The sequence below is a fragment of the Holophagales bacterium genome (assembly GCA_016719485.1).
Lineage (GTDB): Bacteria > Acidobacteriota > Thermoanaerobaculia > UBA5066 > UBA5066 > UBA5066.
The window spans coordinates 130,208-156,552 of sequence record JADJZB010000031.1; the positions used below are offsets into that span (position 1 = coordinate 130,208).

14 protein-coding genes are annotated in these 26,345 nt (G+C 70.9%); 12 read left to right on the forward strand and 2 right to left on the reverse strand.

The genetic code is table 11. From position 1 onward, the window contains the following. The 5 genes from IPN03_23610 to IPN03_23630 are packed head-to-tail and all read left to right on the forward strand — an operon-like array spanning position 1 to position 13,453. Positions 1-2,730, forward strand: coding sequence for a protein kinase (locus IPN03_23610; GenBank protein ID MBK9376620.1), 2,730 nt, complete (start codon positions 1-3; stop codon positions 2,728-2,730). Further along, entirely contained in the window at positions 2,727-5,426 is a 2,700-nt protein-coding gene (locus tag IPN03_23615; protein ID MBK9376621.1) for a serine/threonine-protein kinase, read from the forward strand. The genes IPN03_23610 and IPN03_23615 overlap by 4 nt, the downstream gene beginning before the upstream one ends. Further along, complete coding sequence (locus tag IPN03_23620; GenBank protein MBK9376622.1) at positions 5,423-8,128, forward strand: protein kinase; 2,706 nt, start codon at positions 5,423-5,425, stop codon at positions 8,126-8,128. Before IPN03_23615 ends, IPN03_23620 begins: the two co-directional genes overlap by 4 nt. Further along, a complete protein-coding gene (locus IPN03_23625; protein ID MBK9376623.1) occupies positions 8,125-10,800 on the forward strand; it encodes a protein kinase in 2,676 nt (891 codons plus the stop codon). The genes IPN03_23620 and IPN03_23625 overlap by 4 nt, the downstream gene beginning before the upstream one ends. A gap of 1 nt (position 10,801) precedes the next feature. Further along, entirely contained in the window at positions 10,802-13,453 is a 2,652-nt protein-coding gene (locus tag IPN03_23630) for a protein kinase (GenBank protein MBK9376624.1), read from the forward strand. 40 nt (positions 13,454-13,493) lie between these two features. Here IPN03_23630 and IPN03_23635 read toward each other — a convergent pair whose 3' ends face one another. After that, on the reverse strand, positions 13,494-14,204 hold the full coding sequence (locus IPN03_23635; GenBank protein ID MBK9376625.1) for a hypothetical protein: 711 nt from the start codon (positions 14,202-14,204) through the stop codon (positions 13,494-13,496). A 225-nt stretch (positions 14,205-14,429) separates the two neighbouring features. On the opposite strand from IPN03_23635, the gene IPN03_23640 reads away from it, so the two are divergent. The 6 genes from IPN03_23640 to IPN03_23665 all read left to right on the forward strand — a co-directional run bounded on the left by IPN03_23640 (position 14,430) and on the right by IPN03_23665 (position 24,938). Continuing rightward, the gene (locus IPN03_23640) at positions 14,430-15,731 is read left to right on the forward strand and encodes an amidohydrolase family protein (GenBank protein ID MBK9376626.1); all 1,302 of its coding nucleotides are present in this window, start codon (positions 14,430-14,432) and stop codon (positions 15,729-15,731) included. Positions 15,732-15,838: 107 nt separating this feature from the next. After that, positions 15,839-18,931, forward strand: coding sequence for a protein kinase (locus IPN03_23645; protein MBK9376627.1), 3,093 nt, complete (start codon positions 15,839-15,841; stop codon positions 18,929-18,931). A 106-nt stretch (positions 18,932-19,037) separates the two neighbouring features. Continuing rightward, positions 19,038-20,213 carry a PD40 domain-containing protein gene (locus IPN03_23650; protein MBK9376628.1) on the forward strand — a complete coding sequence of 392 codons (1,176 nt, stop codon included), beginning with the start codon at positions 19,038-19,040 and terminating at the stop codon, positions 20,211-20,213. Positions 20,214-20,442: 229 nt separating this feature from the next. After that, on the forward strand, positions 20,443-21,063 hold the full coding sequence (locus tag IPN03_23655) for a DUF1003 domain-containing protein (protein ID MBK9376629.1): 621 nt from the start codon (positions 20,443-20,445) through the stop codon (positions 21,061-21,063). 53 nt (positions 21,064-21,116) lie between these two features. Beyond that, a complete protein-coding gene (locus IPN03_23660) occupies positions 21,117-22,136 on the forward strand; it encodes an AI-2E family transporter (protein ID MBK9376630.1) in 1,020 nt (339 codons plus the stop codon). A 231-nt stretch (positions 22,137-22,367) separates the two neighbouring features. Beyond that, positions 22,368-24,938 (forward strand): serine/threonine protein kinase, encoded by a 2,571-nt coding sequence (locus IPN03_23665; GenBank protein MBK9376631.1) that lies wholly within the window; start codon positions 22,368-22,370, stop codon positions 24,936-24,938. A gap of 50 nt (positions 24,939-24,988) precedes the next feature. Here IPN03_23665 and IPN03_23670 read toward each other — a convergent pair whose 3' ends face one another. After that, the gene (locus IPN03_23670) at positions 24,989-25,741 is read right to left on the reverse strand and encodes an SDR family oxidoreductase (GenBank protein ID MBK9376632.1); all 753 of its coding nucleotides are present in this window, start codon (positions 25,739-25,741) and stop codon (positions 24,989-24,991) included. A gap of 70 nt (positions 25,742-25,811) precedes the next feature. Between IPN03_23670 and IPN03_23675 the strand changes: the two genes are divergently transcribed. Continuing rightward, a complete protein-coding gene (locus IPN03_23675) occupies positions 25,812-26,342 on the forward strand; it encodes a lipocalin family protein (protein MBK9376633.1) in 531 nt (176 codons plus the stop codon). Positions 26,343-26,345 lie beyond the last annotated feature (3 nt).

The window sequence follows — 26,345 nt, forward strand, 5'->3', positions numbered from 1 at the left end:
ATGGGACTTTCTCCTGGTTCTCGCCTCGGCTCGTACGAAATCACCGCCCCCCTCGGCGAGGGCGGCATGGGAGTCGTCTACCGGGCGACCGACTCGAAGCTGAAGCGCGAGGTCGCGATCAAGGTCCTCCCGGAGGCGCTCGCGGCGGACGCGGACCGCCTCGCGCGTTTCGAGCGCGAGGCGCAGGTCCTCGCCCAGCTGCAGCACCCCAACATCGCCTCGATCTACGGCCTCGAGGAGTCGAACGGCGTGCGCGCCCTCGTCATGGAGCTCGTGCCCGGTGAGGACCTCTCCGAGCGGCTGAAGCGCGGGCCGCTCCCTCTCGACGAGGCCCTCGCCGTCGCGCGCCAGATCGCCGAGGCCCTCGAGGAGGCGCACGAGAAGGGGATCGTCCACCGCGACCTCAAGCCCGCCAACGTCAAGCTCACGCCGGAGGGCAAGGTCAAGGTCCTCGACTTCGGCCTCGCCAAGGCGATGGACCCCGCCGCGGGAAGCGCGTCCGCCGCCGACCTCGGGCGCTCCCCCACGATGATGAACTCCCCGACGATGACCGCCGCCCGCGGCACGCAGCTCGGCGTCATTCTCGGCACCGCGGCCTACATGGCGCCCGAGCAGGCCCGGGGGCAGACCGTCGACAAGCGGGCCGACATCTGGTCTTTCGGGGTCGTGCTCTCGGAGATGCTCACCGGGAAGGGCCTCTTCCGGGGCGAGACGGTCACCGACGTCCTCGCTTCCGTCGTCCGGGAGCCGATCGCCTGGGACGCGCTGCCGCCCGAAACGCCCGCGAGCGTCCGCGCCCTCTTGCGCCGCTGCCTCGAGCGCGATCCGAAGAACCGCATGCGCGACGTCGGCGAGGCGCGGATCGCCCTCGTCCAGGCGAGCGCGCCGAGTGCGGACGCCCCGCCGCCGGTGCGCGCCGCGGACCCTCCGGTGGCGCGTGGCCGGTGGCCGGTCGTCCTCGCCGCCGCGGCCGCCGCCGCGATCGTCACGTTCGGCCTGACGCGCGGACTCGTGTCTCCCGGTGCCGCGACGGCTGCACGGAGCGCTCGCGTCAGCATCGCGCTTCCCGAGGGGCACGAGCTGGGCTCGAGCCAGCTCAACCCGATCGCGATCTCCCGCGACGGGGCTCGCGTCGCCTACGTCGGCCTCAGGGACGGCAGGAACCGGATCTTCGTCCGCGCGCTGGACGCGCTCGAGGCGACGGCGCTCGAGGGCACCGAGGGCGGCGACGGGCCGTTCTTCTCCCCCGACGGGCGGTGGATCGGCTTCTTCGCGGGATCGAAGCTCCGCAAGATCGCGGTGGGCGGTGCGGCGCTTCAGGAGCTCGCCGAGGCGCCGAGCCACCGGGGCGGCGACTGGGGGGGCGACGGGTACCTCTACTTCGCGCCGGCCAACATCAGCGGCATCTGGCGCGTGCCCGAGGGAGGCGGCACCGCCACCGAGGTCACGCACGTGAACGCGGCTGCCGGCGAGATCAGCCATCGCTGGCCGCACCGCGTCGCGGGGACCGACACTCTCCTCTACTCGGTGTGGACCGGACCCGGCGACGACGAGCACCACGTGGCGGTGCAGACGCTGGGGAAGAAGGAGCACCACCTGCTCGTCAAGGGCGGCGACGCCCCGCGGTACGCCGCGGGTCCCGGGCTGCTCCTCTACACGCATCGCGGCCAGCTGTTCACGGTGCCGTGGCGGCCGTCGCAGCAGGACCTCGGCGGTGCAGTGCCGGTGGCGGCCGCCGAGCAGCCCAACGACGGCATCGGGAACGAGGGCTGCGGGAACTACGCCGTCTCCGACGACGGAACGCTCGCGTACCTCGGTGGCGGGCGGATCTCCGCCATGCGCCTGGTCTGGGTCGATCGGGCGAACGCGCTCGCTCCCCTGCCCCTTCCCGAGCGCGCCTACGAGAACGTGGCGATCTCGCCCGACGGGGGCCGGGCCGTGGTGCAGATCCGGGAGGGCACCACCCGGCTCTGGATCTACGACTTCGCCCGCGGCACGCTGACGCCGCTCGGCCCGGCCACCGCGAGCAGCCAGGCGCCGCTCTGGACGCCCGACGGCACGCACGTGATCTACCGGGGGACGCGCCAGGGAACGCGCAACCTCTACCGGATCCCGGTCGACGGCTCGGGCGACGAGGAACGCCTCACCTCGAAGGCCGGCGTGATCCAGACGCCCTCGTCGATCTCGTCGGACGGCCGCGTCCTCCTGTTCGACCAGAACGGACCGGCGGAGGCGGGAGGCGTCGGGGCCTGGGTGCTGCCGCTCGAGGGCGACCGCACGCCGCGCCGCCTCTTCCCCCTGCCGGCCACGGGCCGAGACGCCCAGATCTCGCCCGACGGCCGGTGGGTCGCCTACGAGGCGATCGTCTCGTCGCGCCAGGAGGTCTTCGTCGCACCCCTCTCGGGAGCCGGCGAGCGACGCCTCGTCTCGACCGAGGGCGGCACGGAGCCTCTCTGGTCGCGGGACGGCCGCGAGCTCTTCTTCCAGAGCGGCACCCGGCTGATGGGCGTCACCGTGACGCCCGGAGCGACGTTCTCCGCGAGCCTCCCGCGGGTCGTCCACGAGGGCCGGTTCTTCCGGACGATCAACGGGAACACGAGCTTCAGCATCACGAGGGACGGCGCCCGCTTCCTGCGCATCCAGCCGGTCAACCCGGAACCGGCCATCCGGCGCATCGAGCTGGTGCTCGACTGGTTCTCGGGGCTGAAAAGCAGGGGGAGCACCCGATGAGCCTTTCGCCTGGAACCCGGCTCGGAAGCTACGAGATCACCGGCCCGCTCGGCGAGGGCGGGATGGGCGTCGTCTACCGGGCGACCGACAGCAAGCTGAAGCGCGAGGTCGCGATCAAGGTCCTGCCCGAGGCGTTCGCCGCCGACGCCGAACGCCTCGCGCGCTTCGAGCGCGAAGCGCAGCTCCTCGCCCAGCTCCAGCACCCCAACATCGCCTCGATCTACGGCCTCGAGGAGTCCGGCGGCGTCCGCGCCCTCGTCCTGGAGCTCGTCGAGGGCGAAGACCTTTCCGAGCGGCTGAAGCGCGGGGCCCTCCCTCTCGAAGAGGCTCTCGCCATCGCCCGGCAGATCGCCGAGGCGCTCGAGGAGGCGCACGAGAAGGGGATCGTCCACCGCGACCTGAAGCCCGGCAACGTCAAGCTCACGCCGGACGGCAAGGTCAAGGTCCTCGACTTCGGCCTCGCCAAGGCGATGGACGCGCCGCCGGGGTCCGCCTCCGCGGTCGACCTCGCCCGCTCGCCCACGCTCATGAACTCGCCGACGATGACGGCCGCCCACGGAACGCAGCTCGGCGTCATCCTCGGCACCGCGGCCTACATGAGCCCCGAGCAGGCGCGGGGCGGCACGGTCGACAAGCGCGCCGACATCTGGGCGTTCGGCGTCGTCCTCCACGAGATGCTGACCGGCCGTCAGCTCTTCGCGGCCGACACGGTCAGCGACACGCTCGCCGGCGTTCTCAAGAGCGAGATCGACCTCGCGAAGCTGCCGCCCGCGACACCTCCGGCGCTTCAGCTCCTTCTCCGCCGCTGCCTCGAGCGCAATCCGAAGAGCCGCCTTCGCGACGTCGGCGAGGCGCGGCTCGCGCTTGCCACGATCGAAGCCGGCGACGCCGGGGAGGCGCGCGTCGCCCCGGCGATTCCGGCACGAGGGAGACGGCGCGAGGTCGTCGCCTGGGGCCTTCTGGCAGCCGCCCTCGTCGCTCTCGTCGCGACGCTCGGTTTCGCGAGGGCCACGGAGGAATCCCCGCGCGTCGTCCGCTCGTCGCTCCTCCCGCCGGAGAAGGCGAGCTTCGACCACGAGTCGGGCGCGATGGCCCTCTCGCCCGACGGACGCCGGATCGCGTTCGTCGCCCGGACGGACGACGGGAAGAGAATGCTCTGGGTCCGGTCGCTCGACGCCCTCTCGGCCCAGCCGCTCGCGGGGACCGAGAACGCGACGTTTCCCTTCTGGTCGCCGGACAGCCGTTTCCTCGGCTTCTTCTCCGTCGGGAAGCTCCGGAAGATCGACGCGAACGGCGGCCCGTCCCAGGTGCTCTGCCCGGCGGCATCCGGCCGCGGAGGCGCGTGGACCCGCGACGGGACGATCCTCTTCACCCCCACCGCGACCGATCCGATCTTCCGCGTGCCGGCGGCGGGCGGGACCGCCGCAGCGGTCACGACGCTCGACACGACGGGCGGCGAGACGTCCCACCGGTTCCCGGAGATCCTGCCCGACGGAGACCGCTTCCTCTTCCTGGTCGAAGCGGTCGAGAAGCCAGACGACCCGGCCTCAGGCTTCGCCCTCTGGGCCGGGTCGCTGGCGTCGAAGGAGCGGACGCGCCTGCTTGCGACCAACTCGTCCGCCCGCTACTCGAAGACCGGGCACCTCCTCTTCCTCCGGGACCGGACGCTCGTCGCTCAGGTGTTCGACGCGACCTCGATGAAGATCGAGGGCGAGGCGGTCCCCGTCGCGGAGGGACTCGCGCGCACGATTCGCTGGGAGACGATGTTCAGCCTCTCCGACACCGGCCTCCTCGCCTTCCAGTCGCGGTCCGGCGGGGACGTCTCCCACCTGGTCCTCCTCGGTCGCGACGGCCGCGAGCTCGGCAAGGTCGGGAAGCCGGCCGACTACCGGGACCTCGCGCTGTCTCACGACGGCCGACGGGTTGCCGTGGCGGTGCCCGACGCGACGACCCAGAAGTCCGACATCTGGCTCCTCGACCGGGAGCGGGGCACCTCGACGCGCCTGACGTTCGACCCCGAGGAGGACAACTCCCCCGTGTGGTCCCCGGACGATCGTTACGTCTACTTCTTCTCTCGGCGGCAGGGAGGGGGCGACGTCTTCCGGAAGCTGAGCTCCGGTATCGGAGCCGACGAGCTCGTTTTCGCCGATGCGGAGATGACCCTGCTGAGGAGCCTGACCGGCGACGGGACGAGGGCTGCTCTGATGACCCGCGCGGTCTCGACGAAGACCGTCTGGGACATCCAGCTCCTGAACCTCGCCGACAAGAAGGCGACCCTCCTCCTCCAGACGCCGTTCTCGGAGGGCAACCCGTTGCTGACGCGCGACGGGAAGTGGATGGCGTACCAGGCGAACGACTCCGGGAAGTTCGAGGTCTACGTGCAGCGCCTCGACGGCGAGGGCGGGAAGTGGCAGATCTCCTCGGACGGAGGTACGAGAGCCCGCTGGAGCCGCGGTGAGAAGGAGCTCGTCTTTCAGACGCCCGACAACAAGCTCCTGGCCGTCGACGTCGAGCTCGGGCCGACGTTCTCGGCGTCGGTCCCTCGACCCTTCCTGGACCTCGGGATCCGGCAGAACGCGGGCTACCAGTACGACGTCTCGGGTGACGGCTCGCTCGTTCTCGTGAACCGCGCGATCGTCCAGGAGGCGGCGCCCGTGACGCTCGTCCAGAACTGGACGGAGGCGCTTGGGCGATGAGCCTCTCGCCCGGCTCCCATCTCGGACCGTACGAGATCAACGCCCCGCTCGGCGAGGGTGGGATGGGCGTCGTCTACCGGGCGACCGATTCGAAGCTGAAGCGCCAGGTCGCGATCAAGGTCCTCCCCGAAGCGTTCGCCGCGGACGCGGACCGCCTCGCCCGCTTCGAGCGCGAGGCGCAGGTCCTGGCCCAGCTCCAGCACCCCAACATCGCCTCGATCTACGGCCTCGAGGAGTCGAGCGGCGTCCGCGCCCTCGTCATGGAGCTCGTCGAAGGCGAAGACCTCGCCGAGCGGCTGAAGCGCGGACCGCTCCCTCTCGACGAGGCCTTGGCCGTCGCCCGCCAGATTGCCGACGCTCTCGAAACCGCGCACGAGAAGGGCATCGTCCACCGCGACCTCAAGCCCGCAAACGTAAAGCTCACGCCCGAGGGGAAGGTCAAGGTCCTGGACTTCGGCCTCGCCAAGGCGATGGACCCGGCCGCGGGCAGCGCCTCCGCGGCCGACCTCGCCCGCTCGCCGACGCTCATGAACTCGCCGACGATGACCGCCGTGCAGGGGACCCAGCTCGGCGTGATCCTCGGCACGGCGGCCTACATGTCGCCCGAGCAGGCGCGCGGCGGCGCGGTCGACAAGCGCGCCGACGTCTGGGCGTTCGGCGTCGTCCTCCACGAGATGCTCACGGGCCGTCCGCTCTTCGCGGCCGCCACCGTGACCGACACGCTCGCCGGAGTGCTCAAGACCGAGATCGACTACCGCGGCCTTTCGGCCGAAACGCCGCCGCCGATCCGGCGCCTTCTCGCCCGCTGCCTCGAGAGGGACTCGCGCCGCCGGCTGCGCGACATCGGCGAGGCCCGGGTCGTCCTCGAAGCGCCGCTCGAGGTCGAAGCGGGCCCTGCCGCGCCGCCGGCCGCGGCGCGATCCTCGCGCGCGGCCCGTCTCGGCTGGGCGATCGCCGCCCTTCTCGCCATCGCCGCCGCCGCGCTCGCGTTCCGCGCCTTCGCGCCCGTCCTTCGCCCGCCCCTCCTCCGGTTCGCGATCTCGACGGCCTCCGGCGCGTCGATCGTGGCCGGCGCGGGGAACTCGGCGATCTCCCCCGACGGACGGCGGGTCATCTTCGTCGGCAGCGCCAGCGAGGGGGGGCAGGGCCTCTGGCTCCAGGAGCTCGACCAGGTCCGCGCGCGCTACCTCGCCGGCACCGAGGGCGCCACGTACCCCTTCTGGGCGCCCGACAGCCGGAGGATCGGCTTCTTCGCCAAGGGCAAGCTGCGCAAGGTCTCGATCGGCGACGGGCGGGTCGAGGTGATCTGCGACGCCCTCGAGGGCCGTGGCGGGAGCTGGGGACGCGCCGGGACCATCGTCTTCGCGCCCGCCGTCACCGGCGGGCTCTCCGCGGTTTCGGAAGGCGGAGGCTCGCCGAAGCCGGCGACCCGGATCGAGAACGCGGAGGAGGAAATCTCCCACCGCTTCCCCTCCTTCCTCCCTGACGGCAGGAAGTTCCTCTACATCGCCGATCCCGGCGCCGACAGTGACCAGGGGCGCGTCTACCTCGCGTCGCTCGATGGGGGCGACAGGCGCCTCCTCCTCCGGACGCGCCGCGCGCCGGTCTACGCCGCGCCCGGGTACCTGATCCACGCGACGGACGAACGCCTCGTCGCCCAGGCGTTCGACCCGAAGACGGGCGAGCTCCACGGCGAGCCGATCCGGCTCGAGGAGGCCACGCCCTCCTACGTCAACACGCAGGACCGCGTCGCCTCCGTCTCCGACTCGGGGGCGCTCCTCGTGCCGACCGTCGGGATGGCGGGGACAAAGGTCGCCTGGCTCGACCGCCGGGGACGGCTCGTCGGCGAGATCCCGCTCCCGCGGGAGAACTTCGCCTCCCCCGCCCTCTCTCCCGACGGCCGCCGCCTCGCGATCTACTCGGACGGCCCGAAGGACTCGCAGTCGGACCTCTGGGTCGTCGACCTCGCGACCGAGCAGGCGAGCCGGCTCACGTTCGCCGCGGGGGTCGAGCGCTTCCCCGTCTGGTCCCCCGACGGTTCCCGCCTCGCCTTCCAGACGAACCGCTCCGGCGTCTACGACGTCTGGGAACGCCCGTCGACCGGGGGCGGCGCCGAACGCGCCCTTCACGCCTCGCCCACCGCGTGGAAGATCGCCCGCAGCTGGATCGGCGACTTTCTCGTGTTCGAGTCGGTCGAGAAGGAGACGGGCTTCGACGTCTGGATCCTCCGGCCCGGCGTCCCCGAAGAGGCCCCTTTCCCCGTGATCAGCTCGCCCGCGAGCGAGACCGACCCGAGGATCTCCCCGGACGGCCGCTGGCTCGCCTTCGCTTCGAACGAGTCGGGAAGGCAGGAGATCTACGTCGTCTCGCTCCCCGACGGGAAGACCCGGTACCAGGTGACGACGGAGGGGGCGCGGCATCCCGTCTGGACCAGGGGAGGCCGGGAGCTCTTCTACCTGACGACCAGCAACTCCGTCGCCGCCGTCCCCGTCACGACCGGATCGACGATTTCGTTCGGCTCCCCGGTGACTCTCTTCCCGCAGCCGCGGCCCAACTGGGGAACCGGAACCGACCAGGCGATCTTCGACGTGACCGCCGACGGCAGCCGCGTCGTCGTCCTGGTGCCCGAGAGCGAGGGAAGCCAGACGCTCGTCGTCGTGACCGACTGGCTGGCGGAGCTGGGCGGGGAGAAGCGCCGGTGATCGGGAGCCGGCTCGGGCCGTACGAGATCGTCTCCCTCCTCGGCGCAGGGGGGATGGGCGAGGTGTATCGCGCGACGGACACGAGGCTCAAGCGCGAGGTCGCCATCAAGGTCCTCCCGGCGCGGTTTGCGGGCGACCCGGAGATGCGACAGCGCTTCGAACGCGAAGCGCGCGCTGCGGCCACGCTTTCCCACCCCAGGATCTGCGCCATCCACGACGTCGGCTCGCACGAGGGGACCGAGTACCTCGTGATGGAGCTCCTCGACGGCGAGTCCCTGGCCGAGAGGCTCTCCCGTGGGCCGCTCCCTCTCGACCAGGTCCTCCGCGTCGGGCAGGAGATCTGCGTGGCGCTGGACGCGGCGCACGGGGCCGGAATGGTCCACCGCGACCTGAAGCCGGCCAACGTCATGCTGACGAAGTCCGGCGCCAAGCTCCTCGACTTCGGCCTCGCGAAGCTGAGGGAGAGGCTCGAGGCCCCGGCCTCCTCCCTGGTCGAGACGCGGCAGGCGGAAGAACCCCTGACCGAGGCCGGTGCGATCCTCGGGACGATCAGCTACATGGCCCCCGAGCAGCTCGAGGGCCGCCCCGTCGACGCCCGGGTCGACCTTTTCGCGCTCGGCTGCGTCCTCTACGAGATGGCCACGGGGCGAAGGGCCTTTCCGGGAACGACGAAGGCCACCGTGATCGCGGCGATCCTCTCGACCGACCCTCCTGCGGTCTCTTCCCTGTCGCCGGGATGCCCGATGGCGCTCGACCGCCTGGTGCGCGTCTGCCTCGCCCGGGAACCGGAAGCCCGGTGGCAGTCGGCCCACGACGTCGGCCTTCAGCTCGGGGCGATTCAGGAAGGCCCGGCCGTCGCGCCCCCGACCGTGGCTCCCGGACGGGTCCGCTTCCTTCCCTGGGCCGTCGCTGCTCTCGCCGTTCTCGCCGCGACCGCACTGGGCGTCCACGGGCTCCGTGGCCGCTCGGTCCCGCGCGGCAACACGGTCGTCCGCTTCTCGGTGCCGCCACCGGCGGGCACGATCTTTCCCGGGAGCTTCGAAGGGCGTGCGTTCGCTCTCTCTCCCGACGGCCGGGCGCTCGCGTTCATCGCCGCGGGCGCCGACGGCTCCCCCCGGGTCTTCCTGCGGCCGCTCGCGGCCCTCGAGCCCCGCCCTCTGGCCGGAACCGAGGGCGTCAACTCGATCTTCTGGTCGCCCGACAGCCGTTCCCTCGGCTTCTTCGTGGGCGGCAAGCTGAAACGCCTCGACCCGGCGAGCGGCGAGGCGGCGGTACCGGTCTGCGACGTGCGCGACGCCACCCACGCCGGGTCGTGGGGCGCCGGCGGACAGATCGTCTTCTCGGCGCTTCAGGGGGACACGATCTACGCGGCCTCGACCGGCGGGGGATCCGCCAGGCCCATCCTGCGTGCCGATCCGGCGAAGAAGGAGGCGAGCTTCGCCTGGCCGTCCTTCCTTGCCGACGGGGTCCGGTTCACCTATCTGGTACATCGGCCCGACGGCTCCAAGGTCCTGATGCTGTTCGATCCGGGCCGGCCTCCAAGGGAGATCGGCCCCATCGCCTCCGACGCCCAGCTCCTCGAGTCGGGCTTCCTTCTCTTCGTGCGGGAAGGGACTCTCCTCGCCCAGCGATTCGACCCGGACACCGCACGCCTGACCGGCGAGCCCGTCCCGGTCGCGCCGAACGTCGACTACTTCCTCTCCACGGGGTCCGCCGGATTCTCCGCCTCCCGCGACGGCACGATCGCCACCCACTTCGGCGAGAGCAGCGACCGCTTCGTCTGGCTCGACCGCCAGGGCCGACCTGGCTCGTCCGTCGTCTCACCGGGCCGGAACATGAGGATGGTCCTCTCGCCCGACGGCGGACGCCTCCTGTTCGACCGGACCCGGCCGGGGGTCGGGACCTGGGACGTCTGGATCCTCGACCTCGCGCGCGGAGGCGAGGAGCGGGTGACTTCGGCTCCGGAAACCGAGATCGCCGGCGCCTGGACGCCGGACGGCCAGGGCATCTTTTACTCCGCGAACCGGGGCCGCAGTCCGCAGCTCGTCCGGCGGGACCTCGAGACCGGCCGCGACGAGGATGTGACCCCGCAATCCGGCTTCCAGCAGGCTCAGGCCGTCTCCCCCGACGGCCGCACGCTCGCGTTCCTCGAGCGCTCCCCGACCCGTTCCGGAAGGTTCGAGGCCTGGACGGTCGCGCTCGACGGAACGGGCCGGCGGAGCGCCCTCCTGCCGTCCACCTTCCGGCAATCCGAGATCCGCTTCTCTCCCGACGGCAGGTTCGTGGCGCTCGTCTCGGACGAGACCGGGCGCCCCGAGGTCTACGTGACGGCGTTCCCGCCCTCGGGACGGAAAGTCCGGGTCAGTTCCGACGGCGCCTCGCTCATGCGCTGGTCCCGCGCGAGCGGCGAGATCCTCTACGTCTCGGCCGACCGGAAGATGGTCGCCGTCCCCGTGAAGACCGCTCCGTCGCTTCAGATCGGAGAGCCCACGACCCTGTTCGACGTGCAGGGGCCCCGGCGGTGGACCGGCTTCGACGTCACGGCCGACGGGCAACGGTTTCTCGCGATCGTGCCGGAGGTCTCGGGCTTCGAGGCGCCGCTCTCAATCGTGACGGGTTGGTCTCCGGTCGCGGGCGCGAGCGGCGAGGCACCGGCGACGGGCGGGCGCTGAGATGGCGACCGGATTCGGAACGAGGCTGGGGACGTACGAAATCACCGGCAAGCTCGGCGAAGGGGGCATGGGCGAGGTCTACCGCGCCACCGACCCGAGGCTGAAGCGCGAGGTGGCCATCAAGGTCCTCCCCGAAGCGTTCGCCGCGGACGCGGACCGCCTCGCACGCTTCGAGCGCGAGGCGCAGGTCCTGGCCCAGCTCCAGCACCCCAACATCGCATCGATCTACGGCCTCGAGGAGTTGAGCGGCGTCCGCGCCCTCGTCATGGAGCTCGCCCCGGGCGAAGACCTCGCCGAGCGGCTCGAGCGAGGGTCCTTGCCCCTCGACGAGACCCTCGCCGTCGCCCGGCAGATCGCCGAGGCTCTCGAAGCCGCCCACGAGAAGGGAATCGTCCACCGCGACCTCAAGCCCGCCAACGTCAAGCTCACGCCCGAGGGCAAGGTCAAGGTCCTCGACTTCGGCCTGGCCCGCGCGATGGACACGGTCGGCGCCTCGGCCGCCCAGGTCCAGAACTCCCCCACCCTCACGGCCCACGCGACGCAGGCGGGAATCCTCCTCGGCACGGCGGCCTACATGGCGCCCGAGCAGGCGCGCGGCAGGCCGGTCGACCGCCGGGCGGACATCTGGGCCTTCGGCGTCGTCCTCTTCGAGATGCTGACCGGAAGGCGTCTCTTCGACGGCGAGACGGTCAGCGACGTCCTCGCGGCCGTCCTGACGCGCGAGGTCGACTTCGGTCTCCTCCCGCCGTCGACGCCTCCTGCCGTCGCGAAACTCCTCCGCCGCTGCCTCACGCGCGACCCGCGGGAACGCCTCTCCTGGATCGGCGAGGCTGGGCACCTCCTTCGGGAAGCCCCGCTCCGCGACGAGCTCGCCGTCGCGACGCCTCCTCGTCCGCGCCGCCACCTGCAGGTGGCGCTTCCCTGGGCGGTCGCCGCGGCCCTCGCGGCAGCGCTCCTGATCTCCGTTCGCCCTCGTCCCGCCGCGGACGTCGTCGCCGCCGAGCTCCTTCCTCCGCCGGGCACCGCCTTCGACCTGAGGGTCCGCGGTCCCGGCCCCGTCGCGCTTTCGCCTGACGGCTCGCGTATCGCTTTCGCCGCCCAGGCCCGCGACGCGGCCACGCTGCTCTACGTCCGGACGATCGCGGACGGCCGGGTCACCGAGTTCTCCGGATCGGAAGGGGCGCAGTTCCCGTTCTGGTCGCCGGACGGGCGCTGGGTCGCCTTCTTCTCGCGCGTCGACGGGAAGCTCAAGAAGGTGCCGGTCGAGGGAGGATCCGCGCTGACGATCTGCCGTGCCCTCAACGGCAAGGGCGGGAGCTGGGGGAACGACGACGTCATCGTCCTGGCTCCATCCTCGGGCTCGACGCTCTGGAGCGTCTCCGCTTCGGGGGGAGAGCCAGCGCCCCTCACGCGCCTCGGAGAGCGTCACAACTCCCACCGGCATCCCCGCTTCCTGCCGGACGGGCGCCACTTTCTCTACCTCGCGCGTTCTCCAAGAAACGGTGAGAGCGAGGTCCTCCTCGGATCGGTCGACGGCGCGCCGCCGCGGCTCGTCATGAGGTCGGAGACCCAGGCCGAGTACGCGTCCGGTCACCTTCTCTTCGCGCGCGAATCGGTGCTCATGGCGCAGGCCTTCGACCCCGGAAAGGGAGAGCTCACCGGTCTGGCGCGCCCCGTCGCCGACGAGGTCCTCGTGCTCGCGGGCGCCTCCTTCTCCGCCTTTTCCGCTTCGGCGACGGGGCGCCTCGTCTTCCACTCGGGCGAGCCGCAGTCGCCCGTGCCGGTCGAGATTCGCGACCGCAAGGGCATGCCCCTGCGCTCCCTCGGCGAACCGGGGAACTACCGCGCGCCGACGTTCTCCCCCGACGGCCGCTGGATCGCGACCTCGGGGACGCCGGGCGCGGGCGTTGGGAACATCGACCTCTGGCTCCTCGACACGAAGGGCGCCGCCGCGCTCCGGTTCACTCTGGAGCCGACCGAGGACGTCGAGGGAACCTGGTCGCCCGACGGGAAGACGCTCTTCTACGGCTCGAACGCGAACGGTCCTCCCGACATCTACGGCAAGACCGTCGACGGAGCCGGGAAGGCGGAGCTCGTCCACGCGATGCCCGGGCTTCAGAAACCGACGAGCATCTCGCGCGACGGCAGGGTCCTCATCTTCGACTCCGAAGTGGACGAACGGACGTCCATCCTCGCCCTCGACCTCGAGTCGCGGCAGGTGAGGCTGCTCCGCGAGGGCGCGTTCAACGACGCGCACGGCGTCCTCTCCCCGGACGGCCGGTGGCTCGCGTTCGATTCCGACGAGACCGGCCGGCCGGAGGTCTACGTCACGCCCTTCCCCGGGCCGGGCCGCTCCTGGCCCGTCTCGACCGACGGGGGACGCTACCCGGAATGGCGCGGGGACGGGCGGGAGATCGTCTATGCCGCGCTCGACGGCCGGTTCCTCGCCGCTGCGGTCAACCCGGAGGGCGATACCTTTCGTGCCGGCGCCGCGACCGAGCTCTTCCGGTCGACGCCGCCGACCCGCGACTACCGGGACTGGGGCATGTCGCCCGACGGCCGGCTCTTTGCGGTCGTCCCGTCCGGCGTTCTCGGGGCGAAGAACGAGCTGAGGCTGATTGTGAACTGGCCGGCGCGGAGGGATCGCCGATGAGCGGACGTGCCCCGGAACCGATGGACGGCCTCGCCGTTACTCAGTAATTCACGACCTGGCTCGACGGGACCGTCCCGATCCGGGTTCCAGGGAGGGTCATCAGCGGATGGACGATCTTCGTCCCCTCCGTGACCTCCGGGCCAGTCGCCACGCCGTGCCAGCCCTGCTTGTCACGCGACTTCGTCTGGAGGAGTAGCCGGTCCAGCACGCTCGCCCAGCGGGCCGGATCGACGCCGAGAGCCGCAGGAACCCGCCGGGCCAGCTCGGCTTCGGCGATGGCTTGAGCCGCGGCCGGCGTGCTCGCCGGCCCGAACCGCCGCCCCACGAGAGCGTTGATCGCGTCCGCGACGAGCTGGTAGGTGAGGGCGAAGGCGCGGGCCGCATCCGCGAGGTGCTCCTCCTCGCCCTGGCGAACGAGGGCGGACATCTGCGGGCTGACGCGCCAGTAGTGCGTGACGGTCCGGCCACCGATCTGCTGCGTCATGCCGGGCCTGAGGTGATCGCCGGCCCCGGGGTAGAAGCAATCGTGCGCGGCATCCCGTGCGGCCGTTCTCTCGACCTCGGCGAAGTGCTCCACCACCGGTCCCTTCCGCTCAGCGACATTTCGAGTCTTGAACGCCGGCGCGGCGAACGCCGCGGCGCTCTTGATCTGCGTCAGTCCCCCGACGGAGCCCAGGGTCGACAGGCCCGAGCGCCGGACGATGTCGGACATTCCGCCCGGGGCCGCCTGAATCGTCGCCGTTCCCGCCATGACGTCCTCCCAGCGAGTCGCCTCGTGTCGCGCACGGCTCGCAACAGGAGCATAGCCGGATCTGAGACCAGATGTCAGATTGCAGCGCGGCCGGGATCCGTGCCCGATTCAGCGGGAGGCCCCTCGCGTTAACGCGGCAGGTGCCCGGGAGCGCAAACTCGTTGTCATGGCCTACGGAGGCGTGAAACGCTGCTGGCAGCAGTCATCGACGACATCGGAGGAACCGTGAGAGTCCGGTCCATCTTGCCGCTCGCTCTCGTTGCGACGACCTTCGGGCTGGCCGCTCAGACGCCCGCGCCCCGCCCTCTCGTCCAGCGCATCGCGGCCGCGCTCGACGCCGTCCCGGCCATCGACAACCACACCCATCTCCTCGAGCCTTCTCCCTTCCGGCCCGAGCTCCAGGCCACCGCTCCGGTCTTGCTGCGAAGCTCGAACCCGATCTTCGTGTCCGTACTGAAGGAGCGCTTCGGCGTCACCTGGGCCGCCTCCCGCGGGGTGGACATGGACACGGAAGCGCTGGCGGCCAGGAAGGTCCTGATGGAGCGCCTGGGTGGAGAGGCCGCCTACTGGAAGGACCACCTCGCGCTCACCCGCACCGCCGTGGCGCTGGTGAACCAGGAATGGCCCGAGGGAACCAACGGCACGACCCTGCGCTGGGTCCCCTTCGCAACCACTCTTCTCCTGCCGCTTCCCGCCGAGTCCCTGGCCTCCCGCGACCCGATGACGCGTGCGGACCTCGGCCGGTCCCGGGACGCGCTGACGAAGCTCCTGCGGCAGGCCGGACTTTCCCGGGAGCCCGCGACGCTCGACGCCTACCTCGCCTTCGTCGACGCGCAGCTCGACCGCTGGAAAACCCAGGGCGCAGTCGCGGTGAAGCTCTACGACGCCTACCAGCGGACCCTGGTCTTCGCTGACGTCCCGCGGGCCCGGGCCGCGGCCCTCTACGCGAAGGGGCGGCAAACGGCTCTCGGCCGGTCGGACTACCTGGCCCTCCAGGACCACCTGGCCCGCCACATCTTTCTGGCCTGCGGGAAGAAGGGACTACCGGTCCACATCCACACCAGCCACGGCGGCGGCCCCTTCCTCCGCCTTCAGGACGCGGATGTGCGCAACCTCGAATCCGTGCTGTGCGATCCGCGCTATTTCGGCACGCACTTCGTCCTGATCCACGGGGGTGCTCCGCAGCACGAGGCCGCCGCCTACCTGTCCTCGAACAAGAGTCACGTCTGGATCGACCTGTCCGCCATGCCCTTCCTCTACGCCCGGACCGAGCTGGTTCGAGCCCTCCGGATCTACCTGCTCTTCTCTCCCGAAAGGACCCTCTTCTCCACGGATTCTCCGGGGGGCCCCCTCGTTCCCGCCGGGGCCGAGGTCATGCATATCGCGCTCAGCCGGCACCTGCGGGAATGCCTCGCAGAGGCGCTGGCGGGGCTCGTGGAGGACGGCGTCTGGGACGAGAGCCGCGCCCTCGACGTCGGACGGAACGTCCTCCAGGGCAACGCCCGGCGCCTCTACGGCTTTCCCTGATCCATCCGCGCCCGCCCATCGTCCGCACCTCGGCGGCCGGGAAACGGAAGCGATCGCACGGCAATTGTGATTCCGGGGAGGACCGTCCGTAGAATCCGCCGCGATCGATGACGCTCCTCCCCGGATCCCGGCTCGGACCCTACGAGATCACCGCCCCGCTCGGCGAGGGCGGGATGGGAGTCGTCTACCGGGCGACGGACTCGAAGCTGAAGCGCGAGGTCGCGATCAAGGTCCTGCCCGAAGCGTTCGCCGCCGACGCCGACCGCCTCGCGCGCTTCGAGCGCGAGGCGCAGGTCCTGGCCCAGCTCCAGCACCCGAGCATCGCATCGATCTACGGCCTCGAGGAGTCGGGCGGCGTCCGCGCCCTCGTCATGGAGCTCGTCGAGGGCGAGGACCTCGCCGCGCGACTCGAGCGGGGGCCCCTCCCTCTCGAGGAAGCCCTCGCCGTCGCCCGCCAGATCGCCGAGGCCCTCGAAGCCGCGCACGAGAAGGGAATCGTCCACCGCGACCTCAAGCCCGCCAACGTCAAGCTCACGCCGGACGGAAGGGTCAAGGTCCTCGACTTCGGCCTCGCGAAGGCGATGGACCCGCCCGCGGGCAGCACGTCCGCGGCCGATCTCGCGCGCTCCCCCACCCTCATGAACTCTCCGACGATGACGGCCGCGCAGGGGACACAGCTCGGCGTCATTCTCGGCACCGCGGCCTACATGTCGCCCGAGCAGGCCAGGGGCCAGGCCGTCGACAAGCGGGCCGACATCTGGTCGTTCGGCGTCGTGTTCCACGAAATGCTCTCCGGCAGGCGGCTCTTCGCCGCCGACACCGTGACCGACACGCTCGCGGGCGTGCTCAAGAACGAGATCGACCTCGCGAAGCTGCCCGCCGGCACCCCCGCCTCGGTCCGCCGGCTCCTGCGCCGCTGCCTCGAACGCAACCCCAAGGACCGCCTCCACGACATCGCGGATGCGCGGATCGAGCTCCTGGAGGCGTCGAACCGGGTCGGCGAATCGGGCCTCGAACAATCCAGCCCGCAGGTCGTCCCACGTCGTGGATCGTGGCGTCTGCCCCTCGTTGCGACCGTGGCCCTCGCGATGGGCCTGGCCGCCGGGTGGTTCGCTCGTCCCGCGCCGAGGCCGGCCCCCCTCGTCCGCGCCGCGATCCCCGCGCCCGAAGGGACCGAGCTCGTGCCGGTGGGCGACGCCGCAGGCCCCGTCGCGGTTTCTCCGGACGGCACGCAGCTGGCGTTCACGGCGCGCGACGGCGCGGGCGTGACGCGGCTCTACGTCCAGTCGCTGGCGGCGGGGAAGGCCCGCGAGATCCCGTCTTCGGAGGGAGCACGGTATCCGTTCTGGTCGCCGGACAGCCGCTCTCTCGCGTTCTTCAACACCGAGCAGCTGCTGCGCGTCGACTCGGCGGAGGGAGCTCCGCTGGCACTGGCGCCGGCGAACGATGCGCGCGGCGGCAGCTGGGGCGCGACCGGGACCATCGTCTACGCGCCGTCGTACGACACCCCGCTGCTGCAGGTCTCCGCCCGGGGCGGCCCTTCGGCACCCGCCTCGGTCCTCGACGGCGAACGATCCGAAGGGACCCACCGATTCCCTTCGTTCCTGCCCGACGGCCGGCACTTCCTTTTCGAAGCCCGCGGCTATTCCGCCTGGATGCGCGCATCGGACGGAGTCTTCGTCGGCTCGCTCGACGACCCGGAAAGCGGGTCCGGCTCCTCCCGCTGGCGACCAATGCGACCTGCACCCAGGGCCGGCTGCTCTTCGTGCGCAATGGCGACCTCTGCGCCCAGCGCTTCGACCCCGACCGAGGCGCTCGGTCGGTGTCGATCCTCGTCGCGACGTGCTTCGACCGCCAGTACAGCCTCGGCGTCTTCTCAGCCGCGGGGGTCTCGCCCTCCAGCACGGTGCCGGCCAGGACGCCAACGAGCTGGTCTGGCTGGACCGGGCCGGACGCCGTGGGGAGCGGCTCGGCAACGCCGCGGTCCACGACGGCGTCGAGCTCTCTCCGGACGCCACCCAGGTGCTGGTCTCGATGTTCGACCCGGCGACCTCGCGCGCCCACCTCGAAGTCTTCGACCTGGCGCGCCGGACCTCGACCCGCCTGACCTTCGGCGAGGCCGACGACTACTGCGCGATCTGGTCCGCCGACGGCACCCGGGTGCTCTTCGCTCGCGTCAGCGCCAGGATCGGCCTCTGGGTCAAGCCGGCCGACGGCTCGACGGCCGAGCGGCGCTTCCGCCCGGAGACCCGCGGCGAGGTCCTCTTTCCGCTGGACTGGTCTCCGGACGGGAGCCGGGTTCTCTTCAGCTCGTTGCCGGGGAGCGCTGGCCACGGGACTCTGGACCCTGCCGGCGTCCGGCGAGGCACCCAGGCGCTCAGACTCGCGCGGCACGGCGACCTCAGGCAGTTCTCGCGGACGGCCAATGGGTGGTCTTCGACGCCAACGGGGCAAAGGCTCGCGCTCCGCCCTGGCCCGCTTCCCGGACACCGGCGGCCGGTGGCAGCTCGCCGAGGATTCAGCCGTCTACAGCCGCTGGACACAGAGGGGAGAGATCGTCTACCTCCCTTCGACACGGCCCGCGCGACCGCTCTCCCGTGGACCTCTCGGGAAGGGCACCTCGCTTCGGTGTGCCCGAGCGGCTCTTCCCGGTCCCCACGCTGAGCATCAACGGCAACACCTTCGACGTCACGCCGGACGGGGAGCGCCTTCTCTTCGTGCTGCCGGTGCCGAACGCACGACCCACGCCCTACACGCTGATCCTCAACTGGGAACGGTTTCTGGAGCAGGACCCTGATCAGGCCCGCTCGGACCCACGGATCACCGCCCGCACGGCGGGGGCTGGTATGGAAATCGTCTACAGCGCCCGCGCGCGTCTCGGGCGGCGGTGGCGTCAGCTGCTGCGCCGGGGCCGTGGACGCCGAGCGCACGCGACCGCTCCTGCAGGGGCGGGCGGCCTCGGCCTGAACAACCCCACATCGTCACGGTCCGCGACATCGGCGAGGCCCGGCGCTGAGCCCTGGTCGCCATGGAGCTCGTCGAGGGGGCCGCGCGACGGAGTGACGGGGCCAAAGCTGGAGATCAGGGGCGTTGCGCTTCGCCCTCGAGAGATCGCCGCGGCCTCACCGCCACGCCCACGGGCCGGGGTCGTCACGCGACGTGAAGCCGGGGACGTGATGATCACGAAGTCAGGCCCGTGAAGGTGCGGTCCTCGACGGCGAACGATCCGAAGGGACCCACCGATTCCCTTCGTTCCTGCCCGACGGCCGGCACTTCCTTTTCGAAGCCCGCGGCTATTCCGCCTGGATGCGCGCATCGGACGGAGTCTTCGTCGGCTCGCTCGACGACCCCGGGAAGCGGGTCCGGCTCCTCCCGCTGGCGACGAATGCGACCTACGCCTCGGGCCGTCTGCTCTTCGTACGCAATGGCGACCTCTGCGCCCAGCGCTTCGACCCCGACCGGAGGGCGCTCTCGGGTCCGGTGTCGATCCTCGTGCGCGACGTGCGCTTCGACCGCCGGTACAGCCTCGGCGTCTTCTCGGCCACCGCGGGGGTCCTCGCCCTCCAGCACGGTGCCGGCCAGGACGCCAACGAGCTGGTCTGGCTGGACCGGGCCGGACGCCGTGGGGAGCGGCTCGGCAACGCCGCGGTCCACGACGGCGTCGAGCTCTCTCCGGACGCCACCCAGGTGCTGGTCTCGATGTTCGACCCGGCGACCTCGCGCTGCCACCTCGAAGTCTTCGACCTGGCGCGCCGGACCTCGACCCGCCTGACCTTCGGCGAGGCCGACGACTACTGCGCGATCTGGTCCGCCGACGGCACCCAGGTGCTCTTCGCTCGCGTCAGCGACCAGGGGATCGGCCTCTGGGTCAAGCCGGCCGACGGCTCGACGGCCGAGCGGCGCTTCCGCCCGGAGACCCGCGGCGAGGTCCTCTTTCCGCTGGACTGGTCTCCGGACGGGAGCCGGGTTCTCTTCAGCTCGTTGCCGGGGGGAGCGCTGGCCACGGGACTCTGGACCCTGCCGGCGTCCGGCGAGGGCACACCCGAGCGCTTCACAGACTCGCGCGGCAACGGCGACCTCGGGCAGTTCTCGCCGGACGGCCAATGGGTGGTCTTCGACGCCAACGAGGGCAAAGGCTCGCGCTCCGCCCTGGCCCGCTTCCCGGACACCGGCGGCCGGTGGCAGCTCGCCGAGGATTCAGCCGTCTACAGCCGCTGGACACGAAGAGGGCGAGAGATCGTCTACCTCGCCTTCGACACGGCCCACGCGACCGCTCTCCCCGTGGACCTCTCGGGAAGGGCACCTCGCTTCGGTGTGCCCGAGCGGCTCTTCCCGGTCCCCACGCTGAGCATCAACGGCAACACCTTCGACGTCACGCCGGACGGGGAGCGCCTTCTCTTCGTGCTGCCGGTGCCGAACGCACGACCCACGCCCTACACGCTGATCCTCAACTGGGAACGGTTTCTGGAGCAGGAGCCCTGATCGGCAGACAAGGTCGTGTTGAAAACTCTTCAGGCTCAGATGCAGAGTTTTCAGATCGGCCGACCCGACCGCCCTGCCGCCGAACGGCGAGACGCTCTCCCGAGCTCCAGTTCTCTCCCGCGAGCGCGCAGGCGCACGGCCTTCCGTCGGCCCGACTCTGGTGCGCCGATCTCGGGCCTGGCTCGCATCTCGCAAGACGTCGTTGCGATCGAAGGGTCGATAGCATCCGATGCAAGCCAGCGAAACCTCTTCACCGGCGCCAGATCCCGGGATCACCCCCGCCCGGCCCGAACACCACCAGACCAGCCAGAACGTCGAGGCCGTTCTGGACTTCTACGCGCGTGAGGAGCAGCGGGTCACCAGGTCTCAACGGCTCCTCGAACGGATCAGTCTCCTCATCGGGCAGCCGGCCTTCCTCGGCTTCATTCTCGCTTTCGTCGCGATCTGGATTCTCGCCAATTCCGCCTTCAGCGGGGTCGGCATTGCCGCATTCGACGCGCCGCCCTTCTTCTGGCTGCAGGGCATCATCGGGCTCGGCGCGTTGATGAGCGCCATGGTGGTTCTCTCCAGGCAGAGCCGGCTCGCCAAGCTGGCCGAACAGCGGGCTCACCTGGACCTGAAAGTCACACTGATGACCGAGCAGAAGACCGCCAAGCTCATCGACCTGATGGAAGAGCTGAGGCGCGACCTGCCGAACGTCGTCAACCGGCACGATCCCGAGGCAGCGGTGTTGCAGCAGTCGATGAATTCGGATCAGGTGCTCGCAGCTCTGGATGAAAGACCTGCCCATGCCCAGCGAGTAAAGCTCGGAGGAGAGGACAAGAACGATTCCTCCGGCGGCATGCCATGAGCCCCATTCCGCCTCCGATACGTCGCCTGGCCTGCCTCGTCATCGCCAGCGCGTTGCTCCTCTTCTTCTGGATGGTCCGCGGCGTGGCGCTGCCGGCGCTCGTCTCGACCTTGTTTGCCATCCTGCTGTACCCACTGTTCACTCGGGTCCAGAAGCGGCTGGGTAAGCGCGCAGCCCTCGCTCCGGGGCTCGTGACGGCGGGCTCCATCCTCGTCGTGTTCCTTCCTCTCTCCTTCGTCGTGTTCATGGCCCTTCGCTCCGTGCGAACCTTCTTCTCGACTGACTTCGACCAGAAGATTCTGGACATCAGTGACTGGGTGGTCCGGCAGCTCGTGCGCCTGGGCGGACTCCTCGAGTCCGTGGGCCTCGAGACTTCGCCCGAAAAGCTCAAGGAGACTCTCGTCACGAGCGCCCAGGAGGGAGGCAAGAGGCTGGCCGAGATCCTGGGCGGGCTTGCCTCCGGCACGCCGCAGCTGGTGCTGGCCTCGTTTCTCTTCGTGATCGGTCTCTACTTCTCGTTGCGCGACGGCGAGGCCGTGGCCCGGCGCCTGGCGGCCCTGCTTCCGTTTTCGGCCCCGGACGTCGACGCTCTGTTCTCGTCGGTGCACGCCACGGTCAAGGGCGCCATCCTCGGCTCAGCCGCGACGGGAGCCGTCCAGTCGGCCTTGTGCATCCTGATGCTGTTCATTCTCGGCGTGCCCGGCCCCTTCGTCTGGGGCACGTTCGCCTTCGTGCTTTCCTTCATCCCGGTGTTCGGGACCGCGCCGGTGACGGCAGGCGCCACGATCTACCTGTTCGCCACCGGTCACCCGGTGAGCGGCATCGTGATGGGCGCGGCCGGCGTCCTCATCGGCCTCTCCGACAACATCGTTCGGCCGTGGGTCCAGGGCTCGCAGGACGACATGCACCCGCTGATCGCGTTGCTCGCGGTCTTTGGCGGGCTCGAGGTCTTCGGCTTCGCCGGCCTGTTCATCGGGCCCGTCGTGGCCGCCTGCGCCCTGTGGGCTCTCGATGTCTACCTGCGCTCGAGACTCGCCGGGAGCTCTCCCCAGGCTCCAGCACTCGGCAGCTGAGGCCCTCGTCGTCTGCCTCCGCGAACGCCAGCGGCTGGAAGGCTCCGGCGGCGTCGCCCCCTCCTCTGACGAGCGCAGGGGAATTGTGATTCCGGGCAGGACCATCCGTAGAATCCGCGCACTCCCTCGCCGACGACGGCCAGCGATTCCTCGACTGCTCGAGCAAGAGCACGGGCCGGCCCCCGATCACCGTGGTCGTGTGACACCCCGACGGACCCCCCGCAGGAGCAAATGGTGATGAGCAAGGACGAAGACCTGCCGCACGCGGTCGATCCCGCCGGAGAGGAAGCACCTCGAGCGCACGGCAGCACCGACGCAGGCGCCGCGACGACCACCAGCGACCCGGCGGTCCCTCTCTCGGCCGCCGCCACGATCGACACCCTGCTTCCCGAAGGAACGGGCCGTCAGATCGGGCCCTACAAGCTGCTGCAGCTCATCGGGGAGGGCGGATTCGGCTCGGTGTTCATGGCGGAACAGACCGAGCCGGTGAAGCGACGGGTGGCGGTGAAGGTCATCAAGAAGGGGATGGACACGCGCCAGGTCATCGCCCGCTTCGAGCAGGAACGGCAGGCCCTGGCGATGATGGACCACCCCGGCATCGCCAAGGTGCTGGACGCGGGCGAGACGGAAACCGGTCAGCCGTACTTCGTGATGGAGCTGGTGGACGGCGAGCCGGTGACCGACCACTGCGACCGGCACAAGCTCTCGATCCCCGCGCGCCTGGAGCTCTTCGTGCAGATCTGCTCCGCCGTGCAGCACGCCCACACGAAGGGAATCATCCACCGCGACCTCAAGCCGTCGAACGTCCTCGTCTCCGTCGTCGACGGCCAGGCCCGGGCCAAGGTGATCGACTTCGGGATCGCCAAGGCCACCGAGGGCAACCTGACCGAGAGGACGCTGTTCACCGGGCACCGGCAGCTCATCGGGACACCGGAGTACATGAGCCCCGAGCAGGCCGAGGGGTCGATGGACATCGACACCCGGACGGACGTGTACGCGCTGGGAGTGCTGCTCTACGAGCTCCTGACCGGCAGCACGCCTTTCGATTCCCGCCGCTTGCGATCCGCCGCGTTCGCGGAGATCGCCCGCATCATCCGCGAGGACGACCCGCCGAGCCCCAGCAGCCGCCTGAGCCAGTCCGCCGCGACGCTCGTCACCGTTGCCGCACGGCGCCGCACCGAACCGCGGAAGCTGAGCTCGATGCTCCGCGGCGAGCTCGACTGGATCGTGATGAAGGCGCTCGAGAAGGAGCGGCAGCGGCGCTACGAGACGGCCAGCGGCCTCGCGATGGACGTCCGTCGCTACCTCGCCGGAGAGCCCGTGACCGCGGCGCCGCCGAGCGCGTCGTACCGGTTCCGGAAGTTCGTCGTGCGCCACCGCGTCCCGGTGGCGGCGGCCAGCCTCGTGGTCGCCGCGCTGCTCGTGGCCGTCGCAGGGATCTCCTGGCAGGCGAGGGTGGCGCGGGCGCAGCTCGAAAAGGCCGAACGGATCGCCGAGTTCATGGCGGACATGCTCGAGGGCGTCGAGCCGGGAGTCGCCAGGGGGCGCGACACGACGATGCTCCAGGAGATGATGTCCTCCGCTGCGGCCCGGATCGAGAAGGGAGACCTCGCGCGATCCCCGGAGGCCGAGCTGCGCCTCAGGGCGACGATCGGCACCGTCTTCCGCGAGCTGGCCCTCTACGACGAGGCGTCGAAGATGCTCGCGCCGGCCGTGCCGCTGGCGCGATCGCTGCACGACGGCGATCACGAGGAGACCGCCGAAGCGCTCGGCAACCTGGGGCAGCTGCTCAACGACCAGGACGAGCTGGAGAAAGCCGAGCCGCTCTACCGCGAGGCGCTGGCGATGGACCGGCGGCTCTTCCCGGGAGACGACCCGCGGGTCGCGACCGACCTCAACAACCTGGCGCAGCTGCTCGACGACAAGGGCGACGCCTCGGCGGCCGAGCCGCTCGCCCGCCAGGCCCTGGAGATGCGCAGGCGCATCTACCCCGGCGACCACCAGGACGTCGCCGAGAGCCTCAACAACCTGGCGAATCTGATGATCGGTGGCAACAGGGGCACCGGCGACCTGGAAGGGGCCGAGAAGCTCTTCCGCGAGGTGCTCGCGATGAGCCGGCGCCTCTACCCGGGCGACCACCCGCGGCTGGCGGGCGCCCTCAACAACCTGTCCGTCATCCTCAAGAACCGCGGCGACCTCGCGGGAGCCGAGCCGCTGGCGCGCGAGACGCTCGAGATGCGGCGGCGGCTCTTCCCGGGCGACCACCCGTACGTGGCGACCGGGCTCAACAACCTCGCGCTCCTCATCCAGGAGCGCGGCGACCTGGTGGCGCCCGAGCCGCTGTTCCGCGAGTCGTTGGCGATGCGAAGGCGCCTCTACCCCGGCGGCCACACGAGCACCGCGACCGACCTCCTGAACCTGGGCGGCCTGCTCCTCGAGCGCGGCGACGCCGCCGAGGCCGAGCCGTGCCTCCGCGAAGCCGCCGAGATGTACGAGCGGACGAAAGGCAAGAACTTCTGGCCGGCCGCCAAGGCCCGGCAGGGGCTGGGCAGCAGCCTTGCCCGCCTCGGGCGCTTCCGCCAGGCCGAGCCGGAGCTCCTCGAGGCGGAACGCGTGTTCGCGGCCGCGCCCGGCGTCGCCGCCCGGCACGAGAAGTGCGTCGAGGCTCTCGTCACTTTCTACGGATCGTGGGACAAGGCCGAGCCGGGCCGCGGCCACGGCGCCCAGGCCGCGAAGTGGAAGGCCAATCTCGAGGCCCTCGAGGCCGCGAAGGCCCAGAAGGGCGTTCCCTCCCGCAGCTGACGGGCCGCCAGCCCTTCCACGGCGCGCGCACGCTCTGAACGTCAGGCCGGTCAGGGCGTGGCAGCGCCCGGCGCGGCGGCGTCGACGATCACGGGCAGCCTGGACCTCCAGGCGGCCCACGTCTCCGGGTTCGTCACCAGCTCGCACATGAAGTGCGCGACGTTGGCCATCCTCGTGCTGCCCGGCGCGAAGAGGCTGTTCACGAGGCCCTCGTGCACCGCGTACTCCGAGACCTCGCCATCGAGGAGCGCGTCCGGCCGGACCACCGCCCACTGAACGAACGCGTTGTCCGGCCCGATCTTCTCGAGCAGGAAGTCTGCGGCCTGCTGGTTGTCGCGGGCCGGAGGAAGGACGCCGCAGAGCCCCCGGAGAAACGCCCTCTCGAAAGAGCCCCGGCGCGTGTCGAGGCCCCGTGGGCGATGGACGGAGACGCTGCTCATGAGGACGAGCTTCACCGGCGCCGCGGGTCCGAGCGCTTCGATCCCTCGGCAGAGGTGCGTCGTCGCCCGCGTCACGAGATCGCGCGGCGGCCCGAAGACGCCCCTGAGGCTGAGCACGTGACCGAGACAGGAGACGACCGCGTCGCAGCCGACGAGGTGGCGGCGCAACTCGTCGTCGGAGAGCGACTGCAGGCTGGCCTCGATGACCGTCAGACCAGGGTGCCCCGCGACGTCGGGAGGGAGCCTGCTGCTCGATCTCACGACGGCGCGAACGCGCATGCCGCGGCCGAGGAGCTGCTGTAGCACGCGCCGACCCGTGCGCCCGGTGCCACCGACGAGAAGGATGGTCTGCTGCTCGGGCATGTCTCACTCTCCTTCACGCATCCCCGGCACGCAAGGCCCGGCGCGTATATTTGCGTGTGAGGAAATGACGATGAAACCCTTGGCGATCCTCGCGACGCTGGCCGCTCTCGCCGGGTGCTCGGCGAGCACGACGAAACGCCTCCGGTTGCCGCCCCTCGAGACGGTCGTCCACGTCGACCTCGCGCGATACGTCGGGACCTGGTACGAGATCGCCAGCTTCCCGCAGAGCTTCCAGAAGGGCTGCGTCGCCACGACGGCGACCTACACGATCCGGGCCGACGGCGACATCGACGTCCTGAACCGCTGCCGCAAGGACGCGCTCGACGGACCGGAGAAGTCGGCGCTCGGTCGCGCCCGCGTGGTGGACGGTGCCACGAACGCGAAGCTCGAGGTGAGCTTCTTCCGCCCGTTCTGGGGCGACTACTGGATCGTCGACCTCGGCGCCGACTACGACTACGCCGTCGTCGGCCACCCGGGCCGGGACTACCTGTGGATCCTGAGCAGGACCCCGACGATGCCCGAAGCGACGTACGAGGGCATCCTCGCGCGGCTGAAGACACAGGGCTACGACACGTCCCGCCTGAAGCGCACGCTGCACTGAGCT